The sequence below is a fragment of the Pseudomonas sp. H1_A03 genome (assembly GCF_054685145.1).
The window spans coordinates 5,074,542-5,095,896 of the sequence record NZ_CP162829.1; the positions used below are offsets into that span (position 1 = coordinate 5,074,542).

Consider the following 21,355-nt stretch of genomic DNA (forward strand, 5'->3'; position numbering starts at 1 on the left):
CCTTACTCTCTTGAGCTCACCACCTAGCAAGCAATGGAGGCTTCATGAAACTGATCGGCATGCTGGACTCGCCTTACGTACGCCGCGTGGCGATTTCCCTGGAGCTGTACGGCGTGGATTTCGTGCATGAACCGCTGTCGGTGTTTCGCACCTTCAACGAATTCGCGCAGATCAACCCGGTGGTCAAGGCCCCGACCCTGGTGCTGGACGATGGCACGGTGCTGATGGATTCCAGCCTGATCCTGGACTATCTGGAAACCCTCGCCCCGGCTGACAAGAAGCTGCTGCCCCAGCAGCCCGCCGCGCGCGCCCATGACTTGCATGTACTTGGGCTGGCGCTGGCGGCCTGTGAGAAGAGCGTGCAGATCGTGTATGAGCACAACCTGCGCCCGGCCGAGAAGCTGCATGAGCCTTGGCTTGAGCGTGTCAGCGGGCAATTGCTGGCGGCTTATTCGCTGCTGGACAAGCAACTGGCCGACAGCGAGGCGCTGACTCAGGCTTCGATTACAGCGGCGGTGGCCTGGTCGTTCAGCCAGTTCACCGTGGCGTCGGTGGTTGAGGCGGATGCGTTTCCCAACTTGAAGCGCCACGCCGAGCGCCTGGAGCAGCACCCGGTTTTCAAGAAGTACCCGATCGAATAAACACCGCCGTTCAACTGTGGGAGCTGGCTTGCCTGAGATAGCAGTGTGTCATTCAGCGCTGTAGTCGCTGACACACCGCCTTCGCAGGCAAGCCAGCTCCCACATTGCTCTCCTTCGTCCCCAGGTCCGTGTGCCTAGACCCAGCCGCCATCCACAATAAAGTTCTGTGCCGAACACATCGCCGACGCATCGGAAGCAAGAAACAACGCCATATTGGCGATGTGTTCAGGCAGCACACTGCCCGGCAAGCATTGGCTGCGGCTGATCAGTTCCCTGGCGGCATCGTCGACCCACATCGCCAGTTGTTTCTCTGTCATCACCCAACCCGGCACCAGCGTATTCACGCGGATGCGACTCGGCCCCAGTTCGCGAGCCAACGCGCGGGTCATGCCGTGGGCGGCGGCCTTGCTGGCGGCGTACACCGGGTAGCCGGCGGACGCCATCATCCAGCCGACCGAGCCGAGGTTGATGATCGAGCCGCTACCGGCGCTTTTCATCATGGGCACCACAGCCTTGGCTGCGAAGAAAGCGTGTTTGAGGTTGACGGAGATCAGCCTGTCGAACATTTCCGAGTCGACTTCTTCCAGGGTGTGACGCACGTCATTGGCGGCGTTGTTTACCAGCACGGTGATCGGCCCCAGCGAGTGTTCGAAACGAGCGATGGCGGCTTTGTAGGCAATCTCGTCGGTGATGTCGCAGTTCACGAACTCCACCGTGTGCCCGCGGGAACTGAGCAGCGCCGCGAGGCGTTCGCCCTGGCTTTGCGCGCGGTCGACAAAGCCCACCTTGGCGCCCTGGGCGGCGAAGGCCCGCACCATGAATTCGCCGATCCCTGAGGCCCCTCCGGAGATCAGGACGGTTTTGCCTTCAAGGTCGGGATACACGGCGTGTTGAGTACTCATAACATCTTGCCTCGCTCAATTAGTCTTATTTTATTTTGCAAAAACGGCTTTTAAGGCTATAAATTCGCTGTCCTACCGACAAAATATCGCTATTAGTAGAACTATTCCACTCAAAACAACAAAAGGAAGTTCGACCATGAAGCACCCTCGTTATCTGCTGTCAGGTCTCGCCATGTCCGTATTGATCGCCAGTGGCGGCGCCCACGCCGCAGGCCTCTCCAGTGAACACAAGCCTTTCGGTAAAACCAACGACGGCACCGCCGTCGAGCAGTACATCTTGCGCAACAGCCATGGCATGCAAGCCACGGTGATCACCTACGGCGGCGTGTTGCAGTCGCTGAAAGTGCCGGACAAAACCGGCAAGATCGACGACGTGGTGCTGGGCTTTGACGACGTGCAAGGCTACCAGGCCGGCACGGCGTTTTTCGGCGCGACCATCGGGCGCTTCGGCAACCGCTTGGCCGGCGGTGCCTTTGAGCTCGACGGCAAGCGCTTCCAGGTGCCGCTCAACGATGGTCCCAACTCACTGCATGGCGGCGCCCAGGGCTTCGACAAACAGGTGTGGAAGGCCGCACAGGTCAAGGGCAAGGACTCGGTCGGCGTGACCCTCACCTACCTGTCCAAGGACGGTGAAATGGGCTTTCCCGGCAACCTGAAAACCGAGGTCACCTACAGCCTCAACGAGAAAAACGAACTGCACATCGACTACAAGGCCACCACCGACAAACCCACGGTGCTCAACCTTACCAACCACAGCTATTTCAACCTCGCCGGTGCGGGGAATGGTGACATTCTCAAGCAGGTGGCGACCTTGCATGCCAGCCATTACACGCCGGTGAACGCCACCTTGATTCCAACCGGCGAAGTCGCGCCGGTGAAAGGCACGCCGATGGACTTCCTGAAACCGACGCCGATCGGTCAGCACATCAAGGAGGATCATCCACAGCTCAAATTCGCCGAGCCGAAACAGGGCGGGTTTGACTTCAACTGGGCACTCGATACCAAGGGTGACGTGAAGCAGTTGGCGGCCGAGGTGCATGATCCTGAGTCGGGGCGGCGGTTGCAGCTCTACACCACGGAGCCCGGTGTGCAGTTCTATACCAGCAACTTCCTCGATGGTTCGGTGAAGGGCAAGGCTGGGAAGACGTATCTGCACTGGAGCGGTTTCACGTTGGAGACCCAGCATTTTCCGGATGCGCCTAATCAGCCGAAGTTTGCATCAACCCGCCTGAATCCAGGGCAGACCTACACCCAGAACACCGTCTTCAAGTTCTCCGCCGATTAAAACTGTGGGAGCTGGCTTACCGCTATCGCAGCCAAGCCAGCTCCCACATTTGGATCTTCACATGGCAAGGGTTCAGCGTTGCTTCATGCGGTCGATGACCACGGCCAGCAGCAGGATCGAGCCGCGAATCACGTACTGATAAAACGTGTCGATGTTCTTCAGGTTCATCGCATTCTCAATGATCGCCAAAATCAACACGCCGGCAATCACATGGCGAATCATGCCAACCCCACCACTCAACGACACCCCGCCCAACACACACGCCGAGATCACCGTCAGCTCAAAACCTTGGCCGATCATCGGCTGGCCGGAGGTCATGCGCGACGCCAGGATCACCCCGGCCAGGGCGCCGATCACACCGTGCACGGCAAATATCAGGATCTTGGTGCGATCAACGTTCACACCCGCCAGCAACGCCGCTTCCGGGTTGCCGCCGATGGCCATGGTGTTACGCCCATAGGTGGTGTAATTGAGCAGCCAGCCGAAAAACACGAAGCACAAAATGGTGATCAGGATCGGCACCGGTACGCCCAGCAGTTGGCCGTTACCGAAGATAAAGAACTGCTCCTCGGACACGCCCACCGCCTTGCCGTTGGCGAAGATATACGCCAGCCCGCGCACGATCTGCATGGTCGCCAAGGTGGTAATCAGCGCATTGACCCGCAGCTTGGCGATCACGATGCCATTGATCAGCCCCACCACCAGGCCCATCAGCAAGGCGGCGCCGATACCGAGCATGACGCTGTCGGTGTCGCGCATCACAATCGCCGCCACCACCCCGGCGCAGGCAATCACCGAGCCCACCGACAAGTCGAAGTGCCCCGACGCCAGGCAGAACAGCATGGTGCACGCGGCGATGCCCACGGTGGAAATCGCCAGGCCCAGGCCGCGCATGTTCAGCGGCGAGAGGAAGTTGTCGATGAGCAAGGCGCACAGCAGGAAGATGCTCACCGCGGCCAGCAGCATCGCCCAGTTGTCGAGCAGTGCGCGCATGTCCAGGGGTTTGCGTGCCGAGGGCAACGCGTTGTCTTGGGTTGTCATAGTCGTCTCTCAGTTCGCCAGGCTGCGCGGCAAAGCCAGTTGCAGCAGGTTGGATTCAGTCGCGTGCTCGCGGGTTTGTTCACCCCGCAGTGCGCCTTCGCACAGCACCAGGATGCGGTCGGAGATGCCCATCACTTCCATCAGGTCGCTGGACACCACAATGACTGCAATGCCTTGGGCGGCGAGGTTATGGATGATCTGGTAGATCTCGGCCTTGGCGCCGATGTCGATGCCACGGGTCGGCTCGTCCAGCAGCAGGACTTTCATCGGCATCGACAGCCAGCGACCCAGGATCGCCTTCTGCTGATTGCCGCCGGACAGGTACATGATCTTCTGCGCCGCGTTGGGCGTTTTGACCTTCATCGCCTTGATCTGCTGGTCGGCGTTGCCCTTCTCCCACCCCTCGCGCAACAGCCAGCCGAATCGGGAGTGGGTGCCGCGCGCGCTGATGTTGATGTTCTCGGCGACGCTGGACAGCGGGATGATGCCTTCCTTCTTGCGGTCTTCCGGGCACAGCAGCACGCCCGCGGCGATGGCATCGCGCGGTGAGCGCAGTTGCAGTGCTTGACCGCAGAGCTCCAGTTGACCGGCGCTCGCACGCTCCAAGCCGCTGAGCAAGCGGAACAACTCGGTACGCCCAGCCCCCACCAACCCGAACAGGCCGAGAATCTCGCCCTTGCGCACGTTGAAACTGATCGGCTCACGCAGGCCGGGACCGAGCAGGCTATCGACCTTGAGCGCGACCTCGCCGTGCTCACGCGGGCGGTAGTCGTAAATGTCCTGGATATCGCGCCCGACCATGCAGGTCACCAACTGGTCATGGGTCAGCGCGCTCATGTCCTCGAAGGTGCGCACGTAGCGACCGTCCTTGAATACCGTGACCGCGTTGCAGATGCGGAACACTTCCTCCATGCGGTGCGATACGTAGAGCACCACTTTGCCCTCATCGCGCAGCCGCGTGATGATCGCCATCAAGCGGTCGATCTCGCGCGCCGACAGGCTGCTGGTGGGTTCATCAAACGCGATCACATGGGCGCCACGGGACAGCGCCTTGGCGATTTCCACCAGTTGCCGTTGGCCCAGGGACAGGCGGCCGAGCTTCTCGGCAGGGTCGATTTCATCCGCCAGGCCCTTGAGGCAAGCCAAGGCCTGCTTGCGCAACAGTCCCCGATTGACCACCCCGAAACGCGACGGCAAATGCCCGAGGAACAAGTTCTCGGCCACCGTCATTTCGGGCACCAGGTGCAATTCCTGGTGGATCACCGCCACGCCGCTGGCAATGCTGTCCGCCGCGTTCTTGAACGCCATGGTCTGCTCGCCGATCTGCAGCGTGCCGCTGTTGGGAATGTAGGCGCCGCCGAGGATCTTCAGCAGCGTCGACTTGCCCGCGCCGTTCTCGCCCATCAAGGCGTGCACCTGCCCAGGGTGGGCGGTGAAGCTGATGCCATCCAGCGCCTTGACCCCGGGAAAGGTTTTGCCGATGCCGTCAAAACGCAGACTGGCCCCGGCAGTGTGTTGTTGTTCATTGACTTGCGCGTGCATAACCACCTCATCACACCGATCAGGCAGCCCCGTTGCCGGGGCTGCCGAGGAAAGCGAACTGCCTTATTTCCACAGGCCGATCTTTTCCAGTTCCTGCTTGAAGTTGTCGCGGGTGATCAGGGTCACTTCGTCCATGGCGGTGTACTTCGGCGGCTCGGTGCCTTTGGTGACCCACTCGTACATCATCAGCGCAGTGTTGTAACCCTCGATGTGCGGGCTAGGCAGCATCGAACCGAAGAAGCCGCTGTTGGCTTTCTTCAGTTCACCGATAGCGTCGGTGCCATTGATGCCGATGCCGATTACATTGGCGGCTTTGAAGCCCGCGCTTTCGGTCGCACGTACGCCGCCGAGTACGGTGTTGTCGTTCATGCCACCGATGATCAGGTTTTTCGCGCCGCTGGGCAGCTTGACCAGCGCCGAGTTGGTGGCGTCCATGCTGCCGGGTACGTCGAGGGTTTTAAGCGCAGCGGTGAGAATATGGTCGTCAGGAATGCCGGCCTCTTTCAGGGACTGGATCGATCCGTCGGTGCGTTTTTTACCGGTGTCGAGCTCGTTGAAGGTGTTGATCACCGCATAGGTGTCCTTCCAGTCCCAGCCGCGTTTTTTAGCTTCGGCGGCCATGGCGGCGCCTTGCTTTTGGCCGACTTCAAACGCGGCCATGCCCAGGTACGGCACGTCCTCCATAAAGGCGCCTTTGGCGTCGACGAAGCGGTCATCCACGGCAATCACTTTCAAGCCGTTGGCCTTGGCCTTGGCGACAATGGCCGGGCCCAGGGACACGTCCGGCGGGCAGATCACAAAGCCCTTGGCACCGTTGGCCGCCAGGCTGTCGATGGCCGAAAGGGTTTTTTCGCCGTCGGGCACGGCGATCTTGATCACGGTGAAGCCATGCTCCTTGCCGGCTTTTTCGGCAAAGGCCCATTCGGTCTGGAACCAAGGCTCTTCAGCCTGCTTGACCAGAAAACCGATCTTCACTTCCTCAGCGGCCAGCAGCAGCCCGCTCAGGCTCATGGCCGAGACCGCCACAGCGGCGCAGCACAGGGAACGCAAACCTCGACGACGATTCATACGGGTGACTCCTTGTTGTTGTTTTTAAAATCGGGATTTAGCCGGCAAAGCGGTGACAGGGTTTGCCTGGCACGTCGACCTCAATGGCCAATACCGCGCCGTCCAAAGGGTGATCCAATGGGCTGGCGGCACTGGTGATATAGAGGGTGGTGAGGTTCGGGCCACCAAATACGCAACTGGTGGGGCGGCTCACGGGCAACTCGATGATGCGGTCCACTTCACCTTCGGGCGTGAGGCGCAGCAGGCAACTGCCGTCCCAGCGCGCATTCCAGATACAGCCTTCGACGTCCATGGCCGAGCCGTCCGGCCCGCCACGTTCATGTGGGCCGAACCAGACGTGTGCGGGCTCGAGTTGGCCGTTCGGCAGAATCCCATGCCGGTACAGCGTGCCCTCCATGCTGTCGCCAAAATGCACATGGCGGCCGTCATCACTCCACAGCAAGGTGTTGGGAATGCCCAGGCCACTCAGCAACGGCGTGACCTGCGCATCGGCATCAATGCGAAACAGGCCGCCGGAGCGTCGGGTGATGGGCAGGTCTTCGCCCTGCTCGCCAATGTTGTTCTGCATAGTGCCCAGCCACAGGCGGCCCTGGGCATCGCAGCGCGCTTCATTGCCACGGTTGCCCGATTGCGGGTCGGCCACACACAGCAAGGTCAAGGCTTCGGTGACCAGGTCCAGGCGGTACACGCCGCTGCTCAAGGTCACCACGGCATCGCCGCTTTCACACGGGATAAACGCCGAGACATGCTCGGGCAATTGCCAGACCTGTAACTGCCCGTCCATCAGGCGCAATGCCTGTTTGCCGGCAATGTTGACCCAGTACAGGGCCTGGGTGGGCACGTCCCAGAACGGGCCCTCCCCCAATTGCGCACGGTGCGCGGTGACGGCGCTCAGCGACATGAAACCTCCTGGTTCATTGTTGTTTACAGCGCGTCGCGCGAAGGCGTGCCATCCACGAGCCGCTGGATACGCAACGGGTTAGCGTTTTTCAACGCGTCGGGCAGCAGGCTATCAGGGTAATTCTGGAAGCACACCGGGCGCAGGAAACGGTCGATGGCCAGGGTGCCGACCGAGGTGCCACGCGCATCGGACGTCGCGGGGTACGGTCCGCCGTGCACCATCGAATCGCAGACTTCCACACCGGTCGGGTAGCCGTTGAGCAGGATGCGCCCGACTTTCTGTTCGAGCAGTGGCGTGAGTTCGGCGAACTGTTGCAGGTCTGCCGGCTCGCCAATGATCGTCGCCGTCAATTGACCGTGCAGGCCATGTAAGGCAGCGCTGAGTTGGGCCTGGTCGGCGACCTCGACAAATACCGTGGTGGGACCGAACACTTCTTCTTGCAGCACTTCATCGCCGTCGATCAACAGGCGCACATCGGCCTTGAACAATTGCGGGTGTGCCTGGTTACCGGCCTGGGCACTGCCCGCCAGGTGCTGGATGCCGGGGTGCGCCAGCAGTTTTTCCAGGCCTTTGCCGTAGCTGCCCAGGGTGCCGGCGTTGAGCATGGTCTGCGTCGGTTGTTCACCGATTAGTTGCGCAACCTGTTGAGTAAACGCCGTGAATGCAGGCGAAGCGATACCGATCACCAGGCCTGGGTTGGTGCAGAACTGGCCGCAGCCTTGCACCACCGAGGCGGTCAGGTCACGCGCAACACTTTCAGCCCGTGCTGTGAGAGCCTGGGGCAGCACGATCACCGGGTTGATGCTCGACATCTCGGCAAACACCGGGATCGGCTGCGCACGTGCCGCTGCCATGTCGCACAAGGCGCGCCCGCCCTTGAGCGAACCCGTGAAGCCTACGGCCTGGATCGCCGGGTGCTTGACCAGCGCTTCACCGACGCCACCGCCGAAGATCATATTGAACACGCCGGCCGGCATCTCGGTGGTTTCGGCCGCCCGAATGATCGCATCGGCCACCCGCTCGGCGGTCGCCATATGCCCACTATGCGCCTTGAAGACGACCGGGCAGCCCGCCGCCAGTGCGGCTGCGGTGTCGCCGCCCGCCGTGGAAAAGGCCAGGGGAAAGTTGCTAGCGCCGAACACAGCAACCGGCCCGAGGCCGATGCGGTATTGGCGCAAATCCGGGCGTGGCATCGGCTGGCGATCCGGCAGCGCCTTGTCGATGCGTGCGCCGTAGAAATCACCGCGACGCAGCACGGTCGCGAACAGGCGCATCTGGCCGCTGGTGCGCCCACGCTCGCCCTTGATACGCGCAGCCGGCAGCGCGGTTTCGCGGCAGACCAGCTCGACAAAGTCATCGCCCAACGCATCCAGCTCATCGGCAATCGCATCGAGGAACTGCGCGCGGCGCGCCGCACTCAAGGCACGGTACGCAGGGTAAGCCTGCGCGGCAGCCTTGGCGGCGGCGTCGACTTCTTCCGGGGTCGCCTGGTAGAAATCCTGGGGCAAGGCTTCGCCAGTGGCAGCATCGACGCTTTGCAGTTTGACGCTGCCGTTGGCGCTGCGCTGGCCGCCGATGTAGTTGTGGCCGAGGAACTGGGTCATGGGGTTCTCCATTAAAGGGTGATGACGTGGCCGGGTTCGAATGCCGCATCGCTGCTGCCGACGCTGTTGATCAATGGCGCGCCGAACTCGGCTTGGCTGATCTCAAACACATCGCCCGGTTGAGTACGTATACCGTCGGCGAATGACAAGGTGGCGGTGCCGAAAAAGTGGATATGCACATCGCCGGGCTTGAGGAACTGACGGTATTTGAAGTGGTGATACTCGAGATTTTCCAGGCTGTGGCACATATTGGCCTCGCCGCTGAGGAATTCGTTCCGCCAGATTTCCTCACCGTTACGCAGGAGGCGACTGGTGCCCGCCAGGTGCTGGGGCAACTCGCCCACGCGCAACTCGGGGCCGTAGCTGCAACTGCGCAGCTTGGAGTGGGCCAGGTACAGGTAATTCTTGCGCTCCATGATGTGGTCGGAGAATTCGTTGCCCACCGCAAAACCCACACGGTAGGGCTTGCTGTCCGGACCGATCACGTACAGACCGCCGATCTCCGGTTCTTCGCCGGCATCTTCGGCAAACGGTGGCACCGGGAAGGCGGCGCCTGGGCGCACGACGATGCTGCCGTCACCTTTATAGAACCACTCCGGTTGCACGCCCGCCTGACCCGCTGCTGGCTTGCCGCCCTCCACGCCCCATTTGAAGATGCGCATGGTGTCGGTCAGTGCCGTGTCATCGCCGGCCTGGTGCATTTTGTCCCGCGCCGAGGCGCTGCCCAAGTGGGTCAGGCCGGTACCGCTGATCAACATGTGCGCCGGGTCCGGGTGATCCAGCGGCGGCAGGATTTTCAGCTCGGCCAGCAGTGCGACGTAGTCGTGGCTGTCGCCCAGACCGAGGCTGTTCACCTGTTGTGCCAGGCCGACGCCCGCTTCGATGGCGGCCAGGGCCAATTCGCGCACACTGCGCGCCGTCTGGACTTCGCGCAGGCTGTCGCCCTCTACAACGCCGACCCGACGCTCGCCATTGCTTAACTCGAACTGAACTAAACGCATGAAACTTCTCCCAGATTAAGTACGTGTCGCGCCACGGGCACTGGCGGCGAATTGGTCGGCAGGCAGCACATGCTTGCGCTCCAGCAAGCGGTAGACCACAAAGGTCAAGACCAGCCCGAACAGCATCACCCCGGACAAAAAGTACAGGCCCGATGCCAGGTTGCCGGTGTATTCCTTGAGCGCGCCAATCACGAACGGGCCGATGTAGCCGCCGAGGTTGCCAACCGAGTTGATCAACGCAATGCCCGCCGCTGCACTGGCGCCGGCAAAAAACCGACCCGGCAAGGTCCAGAACACCGCCGTGCAAGAAAACATCGCGAACGCCGCCAGGCACAGCGCCGCCATTTGCAGCACCGGCACACTCAGCCAGGCGCTGAAGAACAGGCCGATGGCACCGAGTACATAAAGCACCGCCAGGTGGCCATAGCGATCGTTCAAACGGTCGGAACTGCGCGGGATGATCAGCAGGCCGATGATGCCGAAGATATACGGCACGGCGGAGATGAAGCCGGTGGTCAAATCACTGCCGCCGAATTGTTTGATCAACGTCGGCAACCACAGGCCCAGGCCATAAATGCTCAGGGTCACCGGCAGATAGAACAGCGCCAGCAGCAACACCCGCTTGTCTTTCAAGGCATGCAGCGGGTTGCCGTGGCGGGTCTGGCCGTAGGCTTGCAAGTCTTTGTTCAACTCGCCGGCGAGCCAGGCTTTTTCCTCGTCACTCATCCATTTGACGTGCTTGGGGCCGTCCGGCAAGTAGCGCAGCACCGGCCAGGTGAGCAGAATCGCCGGGCTGCCGATCACGATAAACAGCCACTGCCAGCCGTGCAGGCCAAGGATGCCGTCCATGCCCAGCAGGCCACCGGACACCGGGCCGGTGATCATCATTGCGATGGGTTGCGACAGAATGAACAGCCCGAGGATCTTGCCGCGATGGCGCACCGGGAACCATTGGGTGATGTAGTAGAGAACGCCCGGAAAGAACCCCGCTTCCGCCGCGCCAAGCAGAAAGCGCATCACATAGAAGCTGTGTGGGCCCTGCACAAAGGCCATGCCGATGGTGATGGCGCCCCAGGTGATCATGATCCGCGCAAACCAGCGCCGCGCGCCGAAGCGGTCGAGCATCAGGTTGCTGGGGATCTCGAAAAGGAAGTAGCCAATAAAGAACAACCCCGCGCCCAGGCCATAGGCGGCGTCGCCAATACCGACGTCGGCGCCCATGTGCAATTTGGCAAAGCCCACGGCGGAGCGGTCTACGTAGGCGATCAGGTACAGCAGGATCAGGAAGGGAATCAGTTTCAGCGTAATGCGCCGAATAAGCCGCAGTTCCTGGCTCATGGGGGTCGATCTCCGATTGTTGTTTTTATAGAAGCTCGGGGGACGCCTCTCGCGAAATTCCGCCAGGGTCATACCTCAGTTAAGCCAGACTATATAGTAGGACTATTTACAAAACAACTCTTCCAAAGCATCGATTTTGCGCTTATGTTTAGGCACAGATAGAACATATAGTCATACAATAAGAGAATCGATCATGTCTGATAAAAAGCCCGGCCTACGCTCCGCCCAGTGGTTTGGTACTGCCGACAAAAACGGCTTTATGTACCGCAGCTGGATGAAGAACCAGGGCATTGCCGACCATCAGTTCCATGGCAAGCCAATCATCGGCATCTGCAACACGTGGTCGGAGCTGACGCCGTGCAACGCGCATTTCCGCCAGATCGCCGACCACGTCAAACGCGGCGTGATCGAGGCCGGTGGCTTCCCCGTGGAATTCCCGGTGTTCTCCAACGGCGAATCCAACCTGCGCCCCACCGCGATGCTCACCCGCAACCTGGCGAGCATGGACGTGGAAGAAGCCATTCGCGGCAACCCGATTGACGGTGTGGTGCTGCTGACCGGCTGCGACAAAACCACCCCAGCCTTGCTGATGGGCGCCGCCAGTTGCGACGTGCCGGCCATCGTGGTCACCGGTGGGCCGATGCTCAATGGCAAGCACAAGGGCCAGGACATTGGCTCGGGCACGGTGGTGTGGCAGCTCAGCGAACAGGTGAAAGCCGGCACCATTACGCTGGATGATTTCCTCGCGGCCGAGGGCGGCATGTCACGTTCGGCGGGCACCTGTAACACCATGGGCACCGCGTCGACCATGGCCTGTATGGCCGAGGCACTCGGTACTTCCCTGCCCCACAACGCGGCAATCCCGGCGGTGGATGCGCGGCGTTATGTATTGGCGCACATGTCGGGCATGCGCGCGGTAGAGATGGTGCGCGAAGACTTGAAGCTGTCGAAGATCCTCACCAAAGAAGCGTTTGAAAATGCGATCCGCGTGAATGCCGCCATCGGCGGTTCGACCAACGCGGTGATTCACTTGAAAGCCATCGCCGGGCGCATCGGCGTTGAATTGGACCTGGATGACTGGACCCGCATGGGCCGTGGCATGCCGACCATCGTCGACCTGCAACCGTCCGGGCGCTTCCTGATGGAAGAGTTCTACTACGCCGGTGGCCTGCCCGCCGTGCTGCGTCGCCTCGGTGAAGCCAACCTGATCCCGCACCCGAACGCCCTGACCGTGAACGGCAAGTCCCTGGGCGAGAACACCAAGGACTCGCCGATCTACGGCCAGGATGAAGTGATCCGCACCCTCGACAACCCGATCCGCGCTGACGGCGGCATCTGCGTATTGCGCGGTAACCTGGCGCCACTCGGCGCGGTCCTCAAGCCGTCCGCCGCCAGCCCGGCGTTGATGCAGCACCGTGGCCGCGCCGTGGTGTTCGAAAACTTCGACATGTACAAGGCACGCATCAACGACCCCGAGCTGGACGTGGACGCCAACTCGATCCTGATCATGAAAAACTGCGGCCCCAAGGGTTACCCAGGCATGGCCGAGGTCGGCAACATGGGCCTGCCGGCCAAGCTGCTGGCCCAGGGTGTGACGGATATGGTGCGGATTTCCGACGCGCGCATGAGCGGCACGGCCTACGGCACGGTGGTGTTGCACGTGGCCCCGGAAGCCGCTGCCGGCGGACCGTTAGCCACCGTGAAGGAAGGCGACTGGATCGAACTCGACTGCGCCAATGGCCGTTTGCACCTGGACATCCCCGACGCAGAGCTGGCGGCGCGCATGGCAGACCTTGCGCCACCTGAAAAGCTCATCGTCGGCGGCTATCGCCAGCTGTACATCGACCATGTGCTGCAGGCCGACCAGGGTTGCGACTTTGACTTCCTGGTAGGTTGCCGAGGCGCGGAAGTCCCACGGCATTCCCACTAAGTGGGATGCTATGATGCCGCGAATTTAAGTCAGAGCATCTCTCCCGTTATGGATCACCAGCCGCCCAAGCCGCGCAAGAGCCAGCATGCCCAGATCGTTCAAGACTTGGGCATGCACATCGTTTCCGGTCGCTTCAAGCCCGAAGAACGGCTGCCCATGGAGGCCACGCTCTGCGAGGAGTACAAGGTCAGCCGCTCGGTGTTGCGTGAGGCTACGCGGGTACTCAGCGCCAAGGGCCTGGTGTATTCCAAGCCACGGGTGGGCGCGGTGGTGCGACCACGGTTGAAATGGCACCTGCTCGACCCGGACGTGTTGTCCTGGTTGATGCAGTCCACGCCCCACAGCGAGTTCTTCAACACGTTGGCCGGTGTGCGGCGCATCCTTGAACCGGAAATCGCGGCCATGGCCGCGACTACCGCCACCGATGAAGACATCGCCACCATCGAAAAAGCCTACGCAGGCATGGAAACCGCGAAGACCCACGAAGACCTGTTGCAGGCCGACCTGGACTTCCACCGCGCCATTGCCGACGCCACCCGCAACGACCTGCTCGCGTATATGTGCAACATGCTGTCGTTGCCGCTGCGCGAGTCGATCAACATCACCAACCGCCGCCCGGATATCCAGGGTTTGAGCCTGCCCCGGCACAAGGCGATCCTCACCGCGATCCAGAACCGCGACGCCCTTGGGGCGCGGCATGCGTCGCTGGTGCAGTTGGATGACACGCGGGTGGCGTTGGATACGGTGATGAATGTATTGACCCCGCTTTAAAGCGGGGCCGTTGCTCAGGAGTTACAAGGTGTAGGCGATGCCCACCTGCACCGTGCGTGGCGCGCCTGGGTAGGCGTAGAAGTTACCGAACGCACCCTCTTCAAAGTCGCGATTGAACAAGTTCTTCACATCCAGGTTGAGCCGGACTTTTTCGTTGACCTTGTAGTAACCGAGCAAATCGACCACGGTGTAGGCGTCCATCGTAAACGGGGTGTTGGAGGTCTGGCCGACACGCTCATCGACGTATTTCGCTCCCGCGCCCAGCCCAAGTCCTTTGAGACTGCCATCCTGGAATTCGTAGACGTTCAGCAGACTGAAGCTGTTGCGCGGGATGTTGGCCAGGTGCGAGCCAACACGGAGGGTGTTGTCCTTGGTCACTGCTGCGTCCACATAGGCATAGCCACCGATCACGCGCCACTCTGGAGTAAGGTTGCCGGCGACGTTCAAGTCGAAACCACGGCTGCGTACTTGGCCCGCTGCGACCTTGAAGGTGGCGGTGGGGTCCGCAGGATCGGTGGTCAGCACATTCTTTTTGTCGATCTGGTAAATCGCAGCGTCGACACTCAACTGGTGATCCAGCGCTTCCCACTTAATGCCCATTTCATACGACTTGCCTTTCTCCGGTTCAAAGCCTTCACCTGTGCGGGCGGCGCCAGTATTGGGCTTGAATGAACGCGCTGCATCGGCGTACACGGCAAGCGAGTCGGTCAGATCGTAGATCACTCCAACCCGTGGTGTTACGGCGTTATCGCTGGCTTCCCAGTTTTTTGTACCCGGCACATAGCTCTCGTACTGGTGCTCAAAACGCTCGAAACGCGCGCCAGCCAATACTTTCAGACGCTCGGTCAGGGCGACTTGATCCTGAACAAAGGCTGCGTAGGTCTTGAGGTTTTCCTTGTCATGGGTAGGCGTGCTGGTGAGCGCAGGACGCGGCTTTCCATAGACTGGGTTGAAAATATCACTGGTGTAGGAAGCGGACGAACGCTGGATGATCGACTTGTAGTCGTAATCTTCAAACTCGACGCCCGTGAGCAAAGTGTGATCGAACCCACCCGTGGAAAAATGCCCGGTGAGGTTGAGCTGGGTGTCCTTGTCCGTCCACTCCAGCTTGCGGTAGTTAAAATTGCGGTTGAGCGTGTGCCCGTCAGCAGCCAAGCTATTGGCTTCAATCGCGTTGCCTTGCAACGTACCGTCGAGCCATTGGAAACCGCCGCCCAGGGTCCAGTTTTCATTGAGCAGATGCTCGAAACGCAGCTGTGCCATGCTGTTGTCGTTGTGCAATTTACCAACGTCTTTATCACCCCAGAAGGTATCGCGGGACGCCGTGCCTTTCTGAGTGGCGAAGCGGGTCAAGCCACGATCCAGCGGGTGGTTGTTGCGCATGAAGTCACCTTCGAAGATCAGCTTAGTGTCATCGGTGGCTTGCCAGGTGATCACCGGGGTCACGCCGTAGCGCTCGGTTTCCACATGGTCACGGAAGGTGTCACCGCCCTCACCCACCACGTTCAGGCGATAGGCCAGGCGGCCCTCCTCATCCAACGGGCCGGAGGCATCCAGGGTGCCGCGCATCATGCCTTGATCATCCAACTGGCTGCCTAATGTGACCGTGCGTTCGGCCAGCGGTTGCTTGGAGACCACGTTGAAGGTGCCGCCAGGATCGCCACGGCCGTAGAGCATGGTCGCCGGACCGCGCAGCACTTCCAGGCGCTCGATGGTGTTGGCGTCTGGCATATTTGGGTAGCCACGGTTGATCGGGAAACCATTGCGGTAGAACTCGCCGGTGGTAAAGCCGCGCACGGTAAACGTGGTCAGGCCCTGCCCGCCGAAGTTGTTGGCGCGGCCGACACCGCCGGCGTAGTCCAGCGCGTCCTGCAAACGGGTGGCGCCGATGTCCTCGACCACATCTTTGGACACCACGGTGATGGACTGCGGCGTTTCATGAATCGAGGTATCCGTACGCGTCGCGCTCGCCGAGCGGGTGGCGTGGTAGCCCTGCACCGGCCCCTGGGCGGTTTCATAGTCGGCAGTGCCGGTGATGCTGGTGGTTTGCAGCTCGATGCCGGTTTTTTCAACCGGCTCGACCGCTGCCCAACTCAACGGGGAAAAAGCCTGAAGCACACACATTGAAAGCAGGGTACGACGCATGGGAATGACCTAGTAAATGAGCCAGATGGAGCGGCATATTTGCCAATTATTTTGGCGCGCATGTTATAGCAACCCATTAACGATTGACATGTATTCTCATTCGTTACTTTTCGACAGATGAAAAAAAGCCACTCCTGGGAGTGGCTTTCGATGTTTGACGCTGGGCTATTTCGACTCAGCGATAGCGTTCCAACCAATGCGCATACGGTGCAGGCAAGGTCCAGGACGACTTCTCGACGCCCAGTTCCTTGGCTGCAAAGTACGCCCAATGTGGATCAGCCAGGTGCGCACGACCCACCGAGACCACGTCCAGATGCCCGGCTTGCAACGCACCTTCTGCCAGTTGTGGCGTGCCAAAGCCCCAAGCCGAAGTGACCGGAATGCCGGCTTCGCGACGCACGCGCTCGGCGATAGGCCCCATGAACGCCGGGCCCCACGGAATATTGGTGTCGGGAATGGTGAAACCAACGCTGACGCTCAGCAGGTCCAGGCCGCCAGCCTTGAAGCGACGCGCCAGTTCGATGGACTCGGTGAGGGTCTGCTCGTCACGGCCGTCGTATTCGATCACGCCGAAACGCGCGGTCAGTGGCAGGTTTTCCGGCCAGACTTCACGCACGGCCGCCAGGGTTTCCAGGAGGAAACGGCTGCGGTTGTCGAAGCTGCCGCCGTAGGCGTCGGTGCGCTGGTTGGAGTGCTCGGAGAAGAAGCTCTGGCCCAGGTAGCCGTGGGCGAAGTGCAGTTCGATCCACTCAAAGCCGGCGTCACGGGCACGGCGGGCAGCGTCGACAAAGTCCTGGCGCACACGGGCGATGTCGTCCAGGGTCATGGCGCGCGGGACCTGGGGCAAGTTGGCACCGAATGCGATGGCCGAAGGTGCGATGGTTTCCCAACTGCGCGCGTCGGAAGCCGGCATATGGTCGTCCCCTTCCCAAGGGCGGTTGGCGCTGGCTTTGCGGCCGGCGTGGCCGATCTGGATGCCTGGCACTGAACCGGCGGCCTTGATGGCCTTGACCATCGGCACGAAGGCCTCGGCGTGGGCGTCGCTCCAGAGGCCAGCGCAGCCTGGGGTGATACGGCCTTCCGGCGCGACCGCAGTGGCCTCGACCACCAGGAGGCCGGCACCGCCACGGGCCATGCTGGCCAGGTGCACGAGGTGCCAGTCGTTGACGATCCCGTCCTCGGCCATGTACTGGCACATTGGCGGGATGGCGATGCGATTGCGCAGGGTGACGTCTTTGAGTTTGAACGGTTCGAACAAAGCGGACATTAGAGAGCTCCAGGGAGTGAATGGCTGATTCGATTGTTCGATGGTAATCGAACTATAGTATTCAGCGATACCCCCCTGTTATGATTCGTTTCATGCGAGCCTTTAAACATCCCCTTCTTCAAGACCTGACTCTCGAGCGCCTGCTGTACGCGCTGAGTGATCCGGTGCGTCTGGAAATCGTGCGCTGCCTGGCGGGTGTGCCCGAAGCCACGTGTGGCGAGCTGGACGGCGGGCGGCCCAAGTCGAGCATGTCCCATCACTTTCGCGTGTTGCGCGATGCCGGGCTGGTGCAGACCCGCAGTGCCGGCACCACTCATCTGAACTCGTTGCGCGCCGATCTGCTCGAGGAGCGCTTCCCGGGATTGCTGCAAAGCATTCTTGCGCAGCGGTAAGACCCGACTCAGTCCAGCAGCGCAATCAAGCGCGGCTCGATGGACGTCTCCAACACCTCCAGCACCACCAACGTCACCGGCAACTTGAAGCGCCGCCGTCCTGCGCTGCCGGGGTTCACGTACAACGTTGCGCCGCGCCATTCGATCAGGGGCTTGTGCGAATGGCCGGTGATCACCAGCCGCGTAGACGTATCGATTAATGCAGGTACGTCGGCGATGTCATGCACCAGCAACGTTTGCCATCCGTCCACATCAAGCATCAGATAATCAGGCACCTGCCGTGCCCACGGCGCCTGTAGGTCATTGTTGCCACGCACCGCGTGCAGCGGCGCGATCTGTGACAATTGCTCAAGAATTTCAGAGGTGCCGATATCGCCGGCATGAATGATCTGCTCACATCCCTGCAAAGCTGCGACCGCTTCAGGTCGCAGCAGGCCATGGGTATCGGAAATCACGCCAACTTTCATAGGGCCTCCGGGGTGGAAATCGAACCGTGAGACACTAGCGCGCCATCTAGATACACGCGGTCCTTGCCGTTGCCCTTGGCGGTGTAGAGGTTGCGGTCGGCACGCTTGAGGACCGCCGACATATCGGCCCCGAGCGCAAAATGCGTCATGCCCGCACTGCAGGTGTAGTCATGGGGCGGCGCCACACTGCTGCGGATCGCTTGCAGCAGGCGCAGCGCGTAATCGGTGGCGAGACAAGGGTCATCGCCCACCAGCAGCACCCCGAATTCTTCGCCGCCAATCCTGCCGAAACTGTGGCTGCCTGGGGTGGATTTAAGGCACGCGGCCATGGCGCAGAGAATCCTGTCGCCGACGTCATGACCGAACTGGTCATTCTTTAATTTGAAACTGTCGATATCCAGCATCATGAAGTAGCCGGTATCGCCGGCCGCAATCAGTTTGGCGAAGCTCTCCATGAAGGCCCGCCGGTTCAGGATGGAGGTCAAGTAATCGGTCTCGGCCAACTCTCGAAACTCACTCTCCACCATTAACACCGAACGCAGGTTCTTCAGGTAGTAGACATTCAAGATAAAACCGATCGCCACCGACGCGGCACAAAAGATAAACACGTAGATATCGACGCCTTCGTAAAGGCTCATCTGAATGCTGGGCCACGTCAGTAACCAGACCAAGGCGGCGCAGACCAGAAAATCCTGAACCACGATAAACAGGATTGCACTGCTCAGCACCAAGGTCACGGCCAGCGGCAAGGCAAACACCTGCAGCGCGGGATGGACGTGAACCACATAGGCAAAACCCGCAGACAGCAGCACCATGTAGGCCACCCCCAGCGCCCGCCACAGCACATAATGAGTCACCACTCGGTGAACCCCATACACCCCGCACAGCCCCATCGTGACCAGCGCGACCGGCCAGCCAAACATCGCCCAGCGGTCCACCAGCAACACCGCCAGCCAGGCAAAAATCCCGATCAGTTCAGCCTTGGCGATCGCGGGCGACAACAGTCTTTGCATCCGTGGCCTGAGCTTCACATTAGCCGGCATCCCGTCACTCCCTGTGCATGAGTGGCCGGTGTGCTATCGGCATGACTCAGTTGAAGACTGTGGAGGCAGGTCGCAAACGAGTAAGCCATAAACCGCCTGACCAACACCATAAAAGGTGGCAGGACTTCAAGCAATGTCTTGGAATGAATCTTGAAATAACCCCGGTCGGCCCCCTCTTGAACCAGACGAATAACGTGGGTCTTGGACACCGAGAGTTGCTCAGCGATGGAAAGGTAGGATGAAGACCTGAAACTTGCCCCTTGATTATCGAGCGCACACGCATCGTTATAGATCGCCAGCATCAACATATGCCCGGCATCGCGTTTTACCAGCCAATAACAATCAGGCATCAACAGGTCGATGGTCACGTTATGGGAGAAAAGGACCGAAAACCCTTTGAAATAACGTGCCAGATAGGCGCGATCATCCAACCCGCCCATTGACCCGCACACCGCCGTTTCCGAGCACATCACACCCAGCGGCTCGACCACGGAGGTGAGCATCCGCCGGATCTCCTCGCAGGCTTGGGATGACGGGCTGAATACCCGCAAACGGCTGTCATCCGGATGCCTGGATACCGTCATGAACCCCAGCGCCCTGAACAGCAGGAAGATCGACTCCAGGCTGTTTCTGGAACAGAACCCGCGCGCCACACAAAACGCCTTCACCTCGGACAGTAAGGGAACGGGCTTGGAGAAATACGTGCTCAATAAGGTATAGGACACCATCAAGCGACTGAACTTGAGTGCGGTCTTATAGAAAAACGGTCTTTTTGAATAGGACTCCAACAAAATCGAATAATGGGAACGAATACACGCTTCAAAATCCACATGGCGCTCAAACGCCCGCGCCGACTGTTCCATCGCCAACTTCAACGAACCACCGCACATGAGAAAGAGCCCTGATCAAACAACTTGGATTCACTGATCTCAATTGCAGCACCGATAATGGCGTTTCGCCTTGAGCGCAATCTATCGTGATTAGCGCAGAGGACACCGTCGCTACCAAAATTGTTCCAAAAAGACCTCGATGGCTTAACCGTTTCAGTCGCCGCAGCGAACCTTCCCCGCAACCCGACGTCCGAGTTAGGCACTGTTGCTTACTGCTCGCCGCGAGGGCCTCGTTTGAAAGCCGCTATCATTAAAAAGTACCGCCTGATCATCAAGACCATGGGCTACGTGGGCTGGGCCCTGTTCTGGCTGTTGCTGTGGGATGTCGCCGTCACCGTGGACTTCATGCTGTTTCTCACCGCCAAGATCAATTTGCCGCTGATGCCCCTCACTCTGTTGGGTTCGGCCCTGGTGGTGCTGATCAGCTTTCGTAACAGCAGCGCCTACAACCGTTGGTGGGAAGCCCGCACGCTGTGGGGCGCGATGGTCAACAACTCACGCAGCTTTGCGCGTCAGGTGCTGACCCTGCTCGACGACCCTGACCATGAAGTGAACCCGGTCAAATCCACCCTGCTGCGCCGCCACGTGGCCTACGTGAACTGCCTGGCCGCTCACCTCAAGGGCGAGCCGTGCCCCGAAGAAGTGCGCGCGTTTATTCCCGCCGAGGAATTCGCCCGCAATGGCGCCACCAATAACTTCGCCAACGACATCCTCACCGGCTCGGCCGCGCTGCTGGCCAAGGAATACAAGGCCGGTCACCTCGACAGCATCCGCCTCGCGCGGCTGGAGTCGACGCTGGTGGACTTGTCCAACGCCCAGGGCGGCATGGAGCGTATCGCCAACACGCCACTGCCCTACCCCTACGTATATTTCCCGCGCCTGTTTATCTCTTTGTTCTGCCTGATCGTGCCGGTGGGCCTGGTGGAATCCCTTGGCTGGTTCACTCCGCTGGCCTCGACGGTAGTCGGTTTTATGCTACTGGCCATCGAACGGATCGGCACCGACCTGCAAAGCCCGTTCAGCTCCAGCGAGCATCAGATCCAGATGGAAACCATCTGCGAAACCATCGAGAAAAACCTGCAGTCGATGCAGCGTGATGCGCAGGGTGGCGAGCGCATCGGTTAAAC

General features: G+C 60.5%; 19 protein-coding genes. 6 read left to right on the forward strand and 13 right to left on the reverse strand.

Annotation, left to right across the window (positions count from 1 at the left end):
* The first annotated feature begins 44 nt into the window (after positions 1–44).
* On the forward strand, positions 45–641 hold the full coding sequence (locus AB4O35_RS23435) for a glutathione S-transferase family protein (protein WP_065876232.1): 597 nt from the start codon (positions 45–47) through the stop codon (positions 639–641).
* Between the two features lie 134 nt (positions 642–775).
* Here the strand turns inward: AB4O35_RS23435 and AB4O35_RS23440 are convergent, their stop codons facing one another.
* Complete coding sequence (locus AB4O35_RS23440; RefSeq protein WP_065876233.1) at positions 776–1,543, reverse strand: SDR family NAD(P)-dependent oxidoreductase; 768 nt, start codon at positions 1,541–1,543, stop codon at positions 776–778.
* Positions 1,544–1,679: 136 nt separating this feature from the next.
* On the opposite strand from AB4O35_RS23440, the gene AB4O35_RS23445 reads away from it, so the two are divergent.
* The gene (locus AB4O35_RS23445; RefSeq protein WP_065876234.1) at positions 1,680–2,828 is read left to right on the forward strand and encodes an aldose epimerase family protein; all 1,149 of its coding nucleotides are present in this window, start codon (positions 1,680–1,682) and stop codon (positions 2,826–2,828) included.
* A 72-nt stretch (positions 2,829–2,900) separates the two neighbouring features.
* Here AB4O35_RS23445 and araH read toward each other — a convergent pair whose 3' ends face one another.
* The 7 genes from araH to AB4O35_RS23480 all read right to left on the reverse strand — a co-directional run bounded on the left by araH (position 2,901) and on the right by AB4O35_RS23480 (position 11,323).
* The gene (gene araH / locus AB4O35_RS23450; protein ID WP_065876235.1) at positions 2,901–3,869 is read right to left on the reverse strand and encodes an L-arabinose ABC transporter permease AraH; all 969 of its coding nucleotides are present in this window, start codon (positions 3,867–3,869) and stop codon (positions 2,901–2,903) included.
* Positions 3,870–3,878: 9 nt separating this feature from the next.
* On the reverse strand, positions 3,879–5,411 hold the full coding sequence (gene araG, locus AB4O35_RS23455; RefSeq protein WP_065876236.1) for an L-arabinose ABC transporter ATP-binding protein AraG: 1,533 nt from the start codon (positions 5,409–5,411) through the stop codon (positions 3,879–3,881).
* Positions 5,412–5,474: 63 nt separating this feature from the next.
* On the reverse strand, positions 5,475–6,479 hold the full coding sequence (locus AB4O35_RS23460; protein ID WP_049708850.1) for a substrate-binding domain-containing protein: 1,005 nt from the start codon (positions 6,477–6,479) through the stop codon (positions 5,475–5,477).
* A gap of 37 nt (positions 6,480–6,516) precedes the next feature.
* A complete protein-coding gene (locus AB4O35_RS23465; protein WP_065876237.1) occupies positions 6,517–7,380 on the reverse strand; it encodes an SMP-30/gluconolactonase/LRE family protein in 864 nt (287 codons plus the stop codon).
* A 23-nt stretch (positions 7,381–7,403) separates the two neighbouring features.
* A complete protein-coding gene (locus tag AB4O35_RS23470) occupies positions 7,404–8,984 on the reverse strand; it encodes an aldehyde dehydrogenase (NADP(+)) (RefSeq protein WP_065889372.1) in 1,581 nt (526 codons plus the stop codon).
* Positions 8,985–8,995: 11 nt separating this feature from the next.
* Entirely contained in the window at positions 8,996–9,985 is a 990-nt protein-coding gene (gene araD1, locus AB4O35_RS23475) for an AraD1 family protein (RefSeq protein WP_065946277.1), read from the reverse strand.
* Between the two features lie 15 nt (positions 9,986–10,000).
* Complete coding sequence (locus AB4O35_RS23480) at positions 10,001–11,323, reverse strand: MFS transporter (protein ID WP_049708854.1); 1,323 nt, start codon at positions 11,321–11,323, stop codon at positions 10,001–10,003.
* A gap of 193 nt (positions 11,324–11,516) precedes the next feature.
* On the opposite strand from AB4O35_RS23480, the gene AB4O35_RS23485 reads away from it, so the two are divergent.
* Both AB4O35_RS23485 and AB4O35_RS23490 read left to right on the forward strand, forming a co-directional pair.
* The gene (locus tag AB4O35_RS23485) at positions 11,517–13,253 is read left to right on the forward strand and encodes an IlvD/Edd family dehydratase (RefSeq protein WP_065946276.1); all 1,737 of its coding nucleotides are present in this window, start codon (positions 11,517–11,519) and stop codon (positions 13,251–13,253) included.
* 48 nt (positions 13,254–13,301) lie between these two features.
* Positions 13,302–14,024, forward strand: coding sequence for a FadR/GntR family transcriptional regulator (locus tag AB4O35_RS23490; RefSeq protein WP_049708856.1), 723 nt, complete (start codon positions 13,302–13,304; stop codon positions 14,022–14,024).
* 21 nt (positions 14,025–14,045) lie between these two features.
* Here the strand turns inward: AB4O35_RS23490 and AB4O35_RS23495 are convergent, their stop codons facing one another.
* Together AB4O35_RS23495 and AB4O35_RS23500 are read right to left on the reverse strand one after the other, a co-directional pair.
* Positions 14,046–16,169: a TonB-dependent siderophore receptor gene (locus AB4O35_RS23495; RefSeq protein ID WP_065946275.1), complete on the reverse strand. Its 2,124-nt coding sequence runs from the start codon at positions 16,167–16,169 to the stop codon at positions 14,046–14,048.
* 175 nt (positions 16,170–16,344) lie between these two features.
* Positions 16,345–17,436: an NADH:flavin oxidoreductase/NADH oxidase gene (locus AB4O35_RS23500; RefSeq protein ID WP_065876243.1), complete on the reverse strand. Its 1,092-nt coding sequence runs from the start codon at positions 17,434–17,436 to the stop codon at positions 16,345–16,347.
* A gap of 92 nt (positions 17,437–17,528) precedes the next feature.
* On the opposite strand from AB4O35_RS23500, the gene AB4O35_RS23505 reads away from it, so the two are divergent.
* Complete coding sequence (locus AB4O35_RS23505; RefSeq protein WP_065876294.1) at positions 17,529–17,828, forward strand: ArsR/SmtB family transcription factor; 300 nt, start codon at positions 17,529–17,531, stop codon at positions 17,826–17,828.
* Positions 17,829–17,836: 8 nt separating this feature from the next.
* On the opposite strand, the gene AB4O35_RS23510 is transcribed toward AB4O35_RS23505, so the two are convergent.
* From AB4O35_RS23510 to AB4O35_RS23520, 3 genes are read right to left on the reverse strand one after another with little or no spacing between them, the layout of a single operon-like run.
* Positions 17,837–18,295 (reverse strand): metallophosphoesterase family protein, encoded by a 459-nt coding sequence (locus tag AB4O35_RS23510; RefSeq protein WP_065889366.1) that lies wholly within the window; start codon positions 18,293–18,295, stop codon positions 17,837–17,839.
* Positions 18,292–19,338, reverse strand: coding sequence for a GGDEF domain-containing protein (locus tag AB4O35_RS23515; RefSeq protein WP_065876245.1), 1,047 nt, complete (start codon positions 19,336–19,338; stop codon positions 18,292–18,294). Before AB4O35_RS23515 ends, AB4O35_RS23510 begins: the two co-directional genes overlap by 4 nt.
* A complete protein-coding gene (locus AB4O35_RS23520) occupies positions 19,323–20,201 on the reverse strand; it encodes a hypothetical protein (RefSeq protein ID WP_256532734.1) in 879 nt (292 codons plus the stop codon). Before AB4O35_RS23520 ends, AB4O35_RS23515 begins: the two co-directional genes overlap by 16 nt.
* A 261-nt stretch (positions 20,202–20,462) precedes the next feature.
* On the opposite strand from AB4O35_RS23520, the gene AB4O35_RS23525 reads away from it, so the two are divergent.
* Positions 20,463–21,353 (forward strand): bestrophin family protein, encoded by an 891-nt coding sequence (locus AB4O35_RS23525; RefSeq protein ID WP_049708860.1) that lies wholly within the window; start codon positions 20,463–20,465, stop codon positions 21,351–21,353.
* The last annotated feature ends 2 nt before the right edge of the window (positions 21,354–21,355 follow it).

Excerpts from the sequence above, each read along its gene's own strand:
- AB4O35_RS23435 (WP_065876232.1), top strand. The coding sequence starts at position 45 with ATGAAACTGATCGGCATGCTGGACTCGCCTTACGTACGCCGCGTGGCG.
- AB4O35_RS23440 (WP_065876233.1), bottom strand. The coding sequence starts at position 1,543 with ATGAGTACTCAACACGCCGTGTATCCCGACCTTGAAGGCAAAACCGTC.
- AB4O35_RS23445 (WP_065876234.1), top strand. The coding sequence starts at position 1,680 with ATGAAGCACCCTCGTTATCTGCTGTCAGGTCTCGCCATGTCCGTATTG.
- araH (WP_065876235.1), bottom strand. The coding sequence starts at position 3,869 with ATGACAACCCAAGACAACGCGTTGCCCTCGGCACGCAAACCCCTGGAC.
- araG (WP_065876236.1), bottom strand. The coding sequence starts at position 5,411 with ATGCACGCGCAAGTCAATGAACAACAACACACTGCCGGGGCCAGTCTG.
- AB4O35_RS23460 (WP_049708850.1), bottom strand. The coding sequence starts at position 6,479 with ATGAATCGTCGTCGAGGTTTGCGTTCCCTGTGCTGCGCCGCTGTGGCG.
- AB4O35_RS23465 (WP_065876237.1), bottom strand. The coding sequence starts at position 7,380 with ATGTCGCTGAGCGCCGTCACCGCGCACCGTGCGCAATTGGGGGAGGGC.
- AB4O35_RS23470 (WP_065889372.1), bottom strand. The coding sequence starts at position 8,984 with ATGACCCAGTTCCTCGGCCACAACTACATCGGCGGCCAGCGCAGCGCC.
- araD1 (WP_065946277.1), bottom strand. The coding sequence starts at position 9,985 with ATGCGTTTAGTTCAGTTCGAGTTAAGCAATGGCGAGCGTCGGGTCGGC.
- AB4O35_RS23480 (WP_049708854.1), bottom strand. The coding sequence starts at position 11,323 with ATGAGCCAGGAACTGCGGCTTATTCGGCGCATTACGCTGAAACTGATT.
- AB4O35_RS23485 (WP_065946276.1), top strand. The coding sequence starts at position 11,517 with ATGTCTGATAAAAAGCCCGGCCTACGCTCCGCCCAGTGGTTTGGTACT.
- AB4O35_RS23490 (WP_049708856.1), top strand. The coding sequence starts at position 13,302 with ATGGATCACCAGCCGCCCAAGCCGCGCAAGAGCCAGCATGCCCAGATC.
- AB4O35_RS23495 (WP_065946275.1), bottom strand. The coding sequence starts at position 16,169 with ATGCGTCGTACCCTGCTTTCAATGTGTGTGCTTCAGGCTTTTTCCCCG.
- AB4O35_RS23500 (WP_065876243.1), bottom strand. The coding sequence starts at position 17,436 with ATGTCCGCTTTGTTCGAACCGTTCAAACTCAAAGACGTCACCCTGCGC.
- AB4O35_RS23505 (WP_065876294.1), top strand. The coding sequence starts at position 17,529 with ATGCGAGCCTTTAAACATCCCCTTCTTCAAGACCTGACTCTCGAGCGC.
- AB4O35_RS23510 (WP_065889366.1), bottom strand. The coding sequence starts at position 18,295 with ATGAAAGTTGGCGTGATTTCCGATACCCATGGCCTGCTGCGACCTGAA.
- AB4O35_RS23515 (WP_065876245.1), bottom strand. The coding sequence starts at position 19,338 with ATGCCGGCTAATGTGAAGCTCAGGCCACGGATGCAAAGACTGTTGTCG.
- AB4O35_RS23520 (WP_256532734.1), bottom strand. The coding sequence starts at position 20,201 with ATGGAACAGTCGGCGCGGGCGTTTGAGCGCCATGTGGATTTTGAAGCG.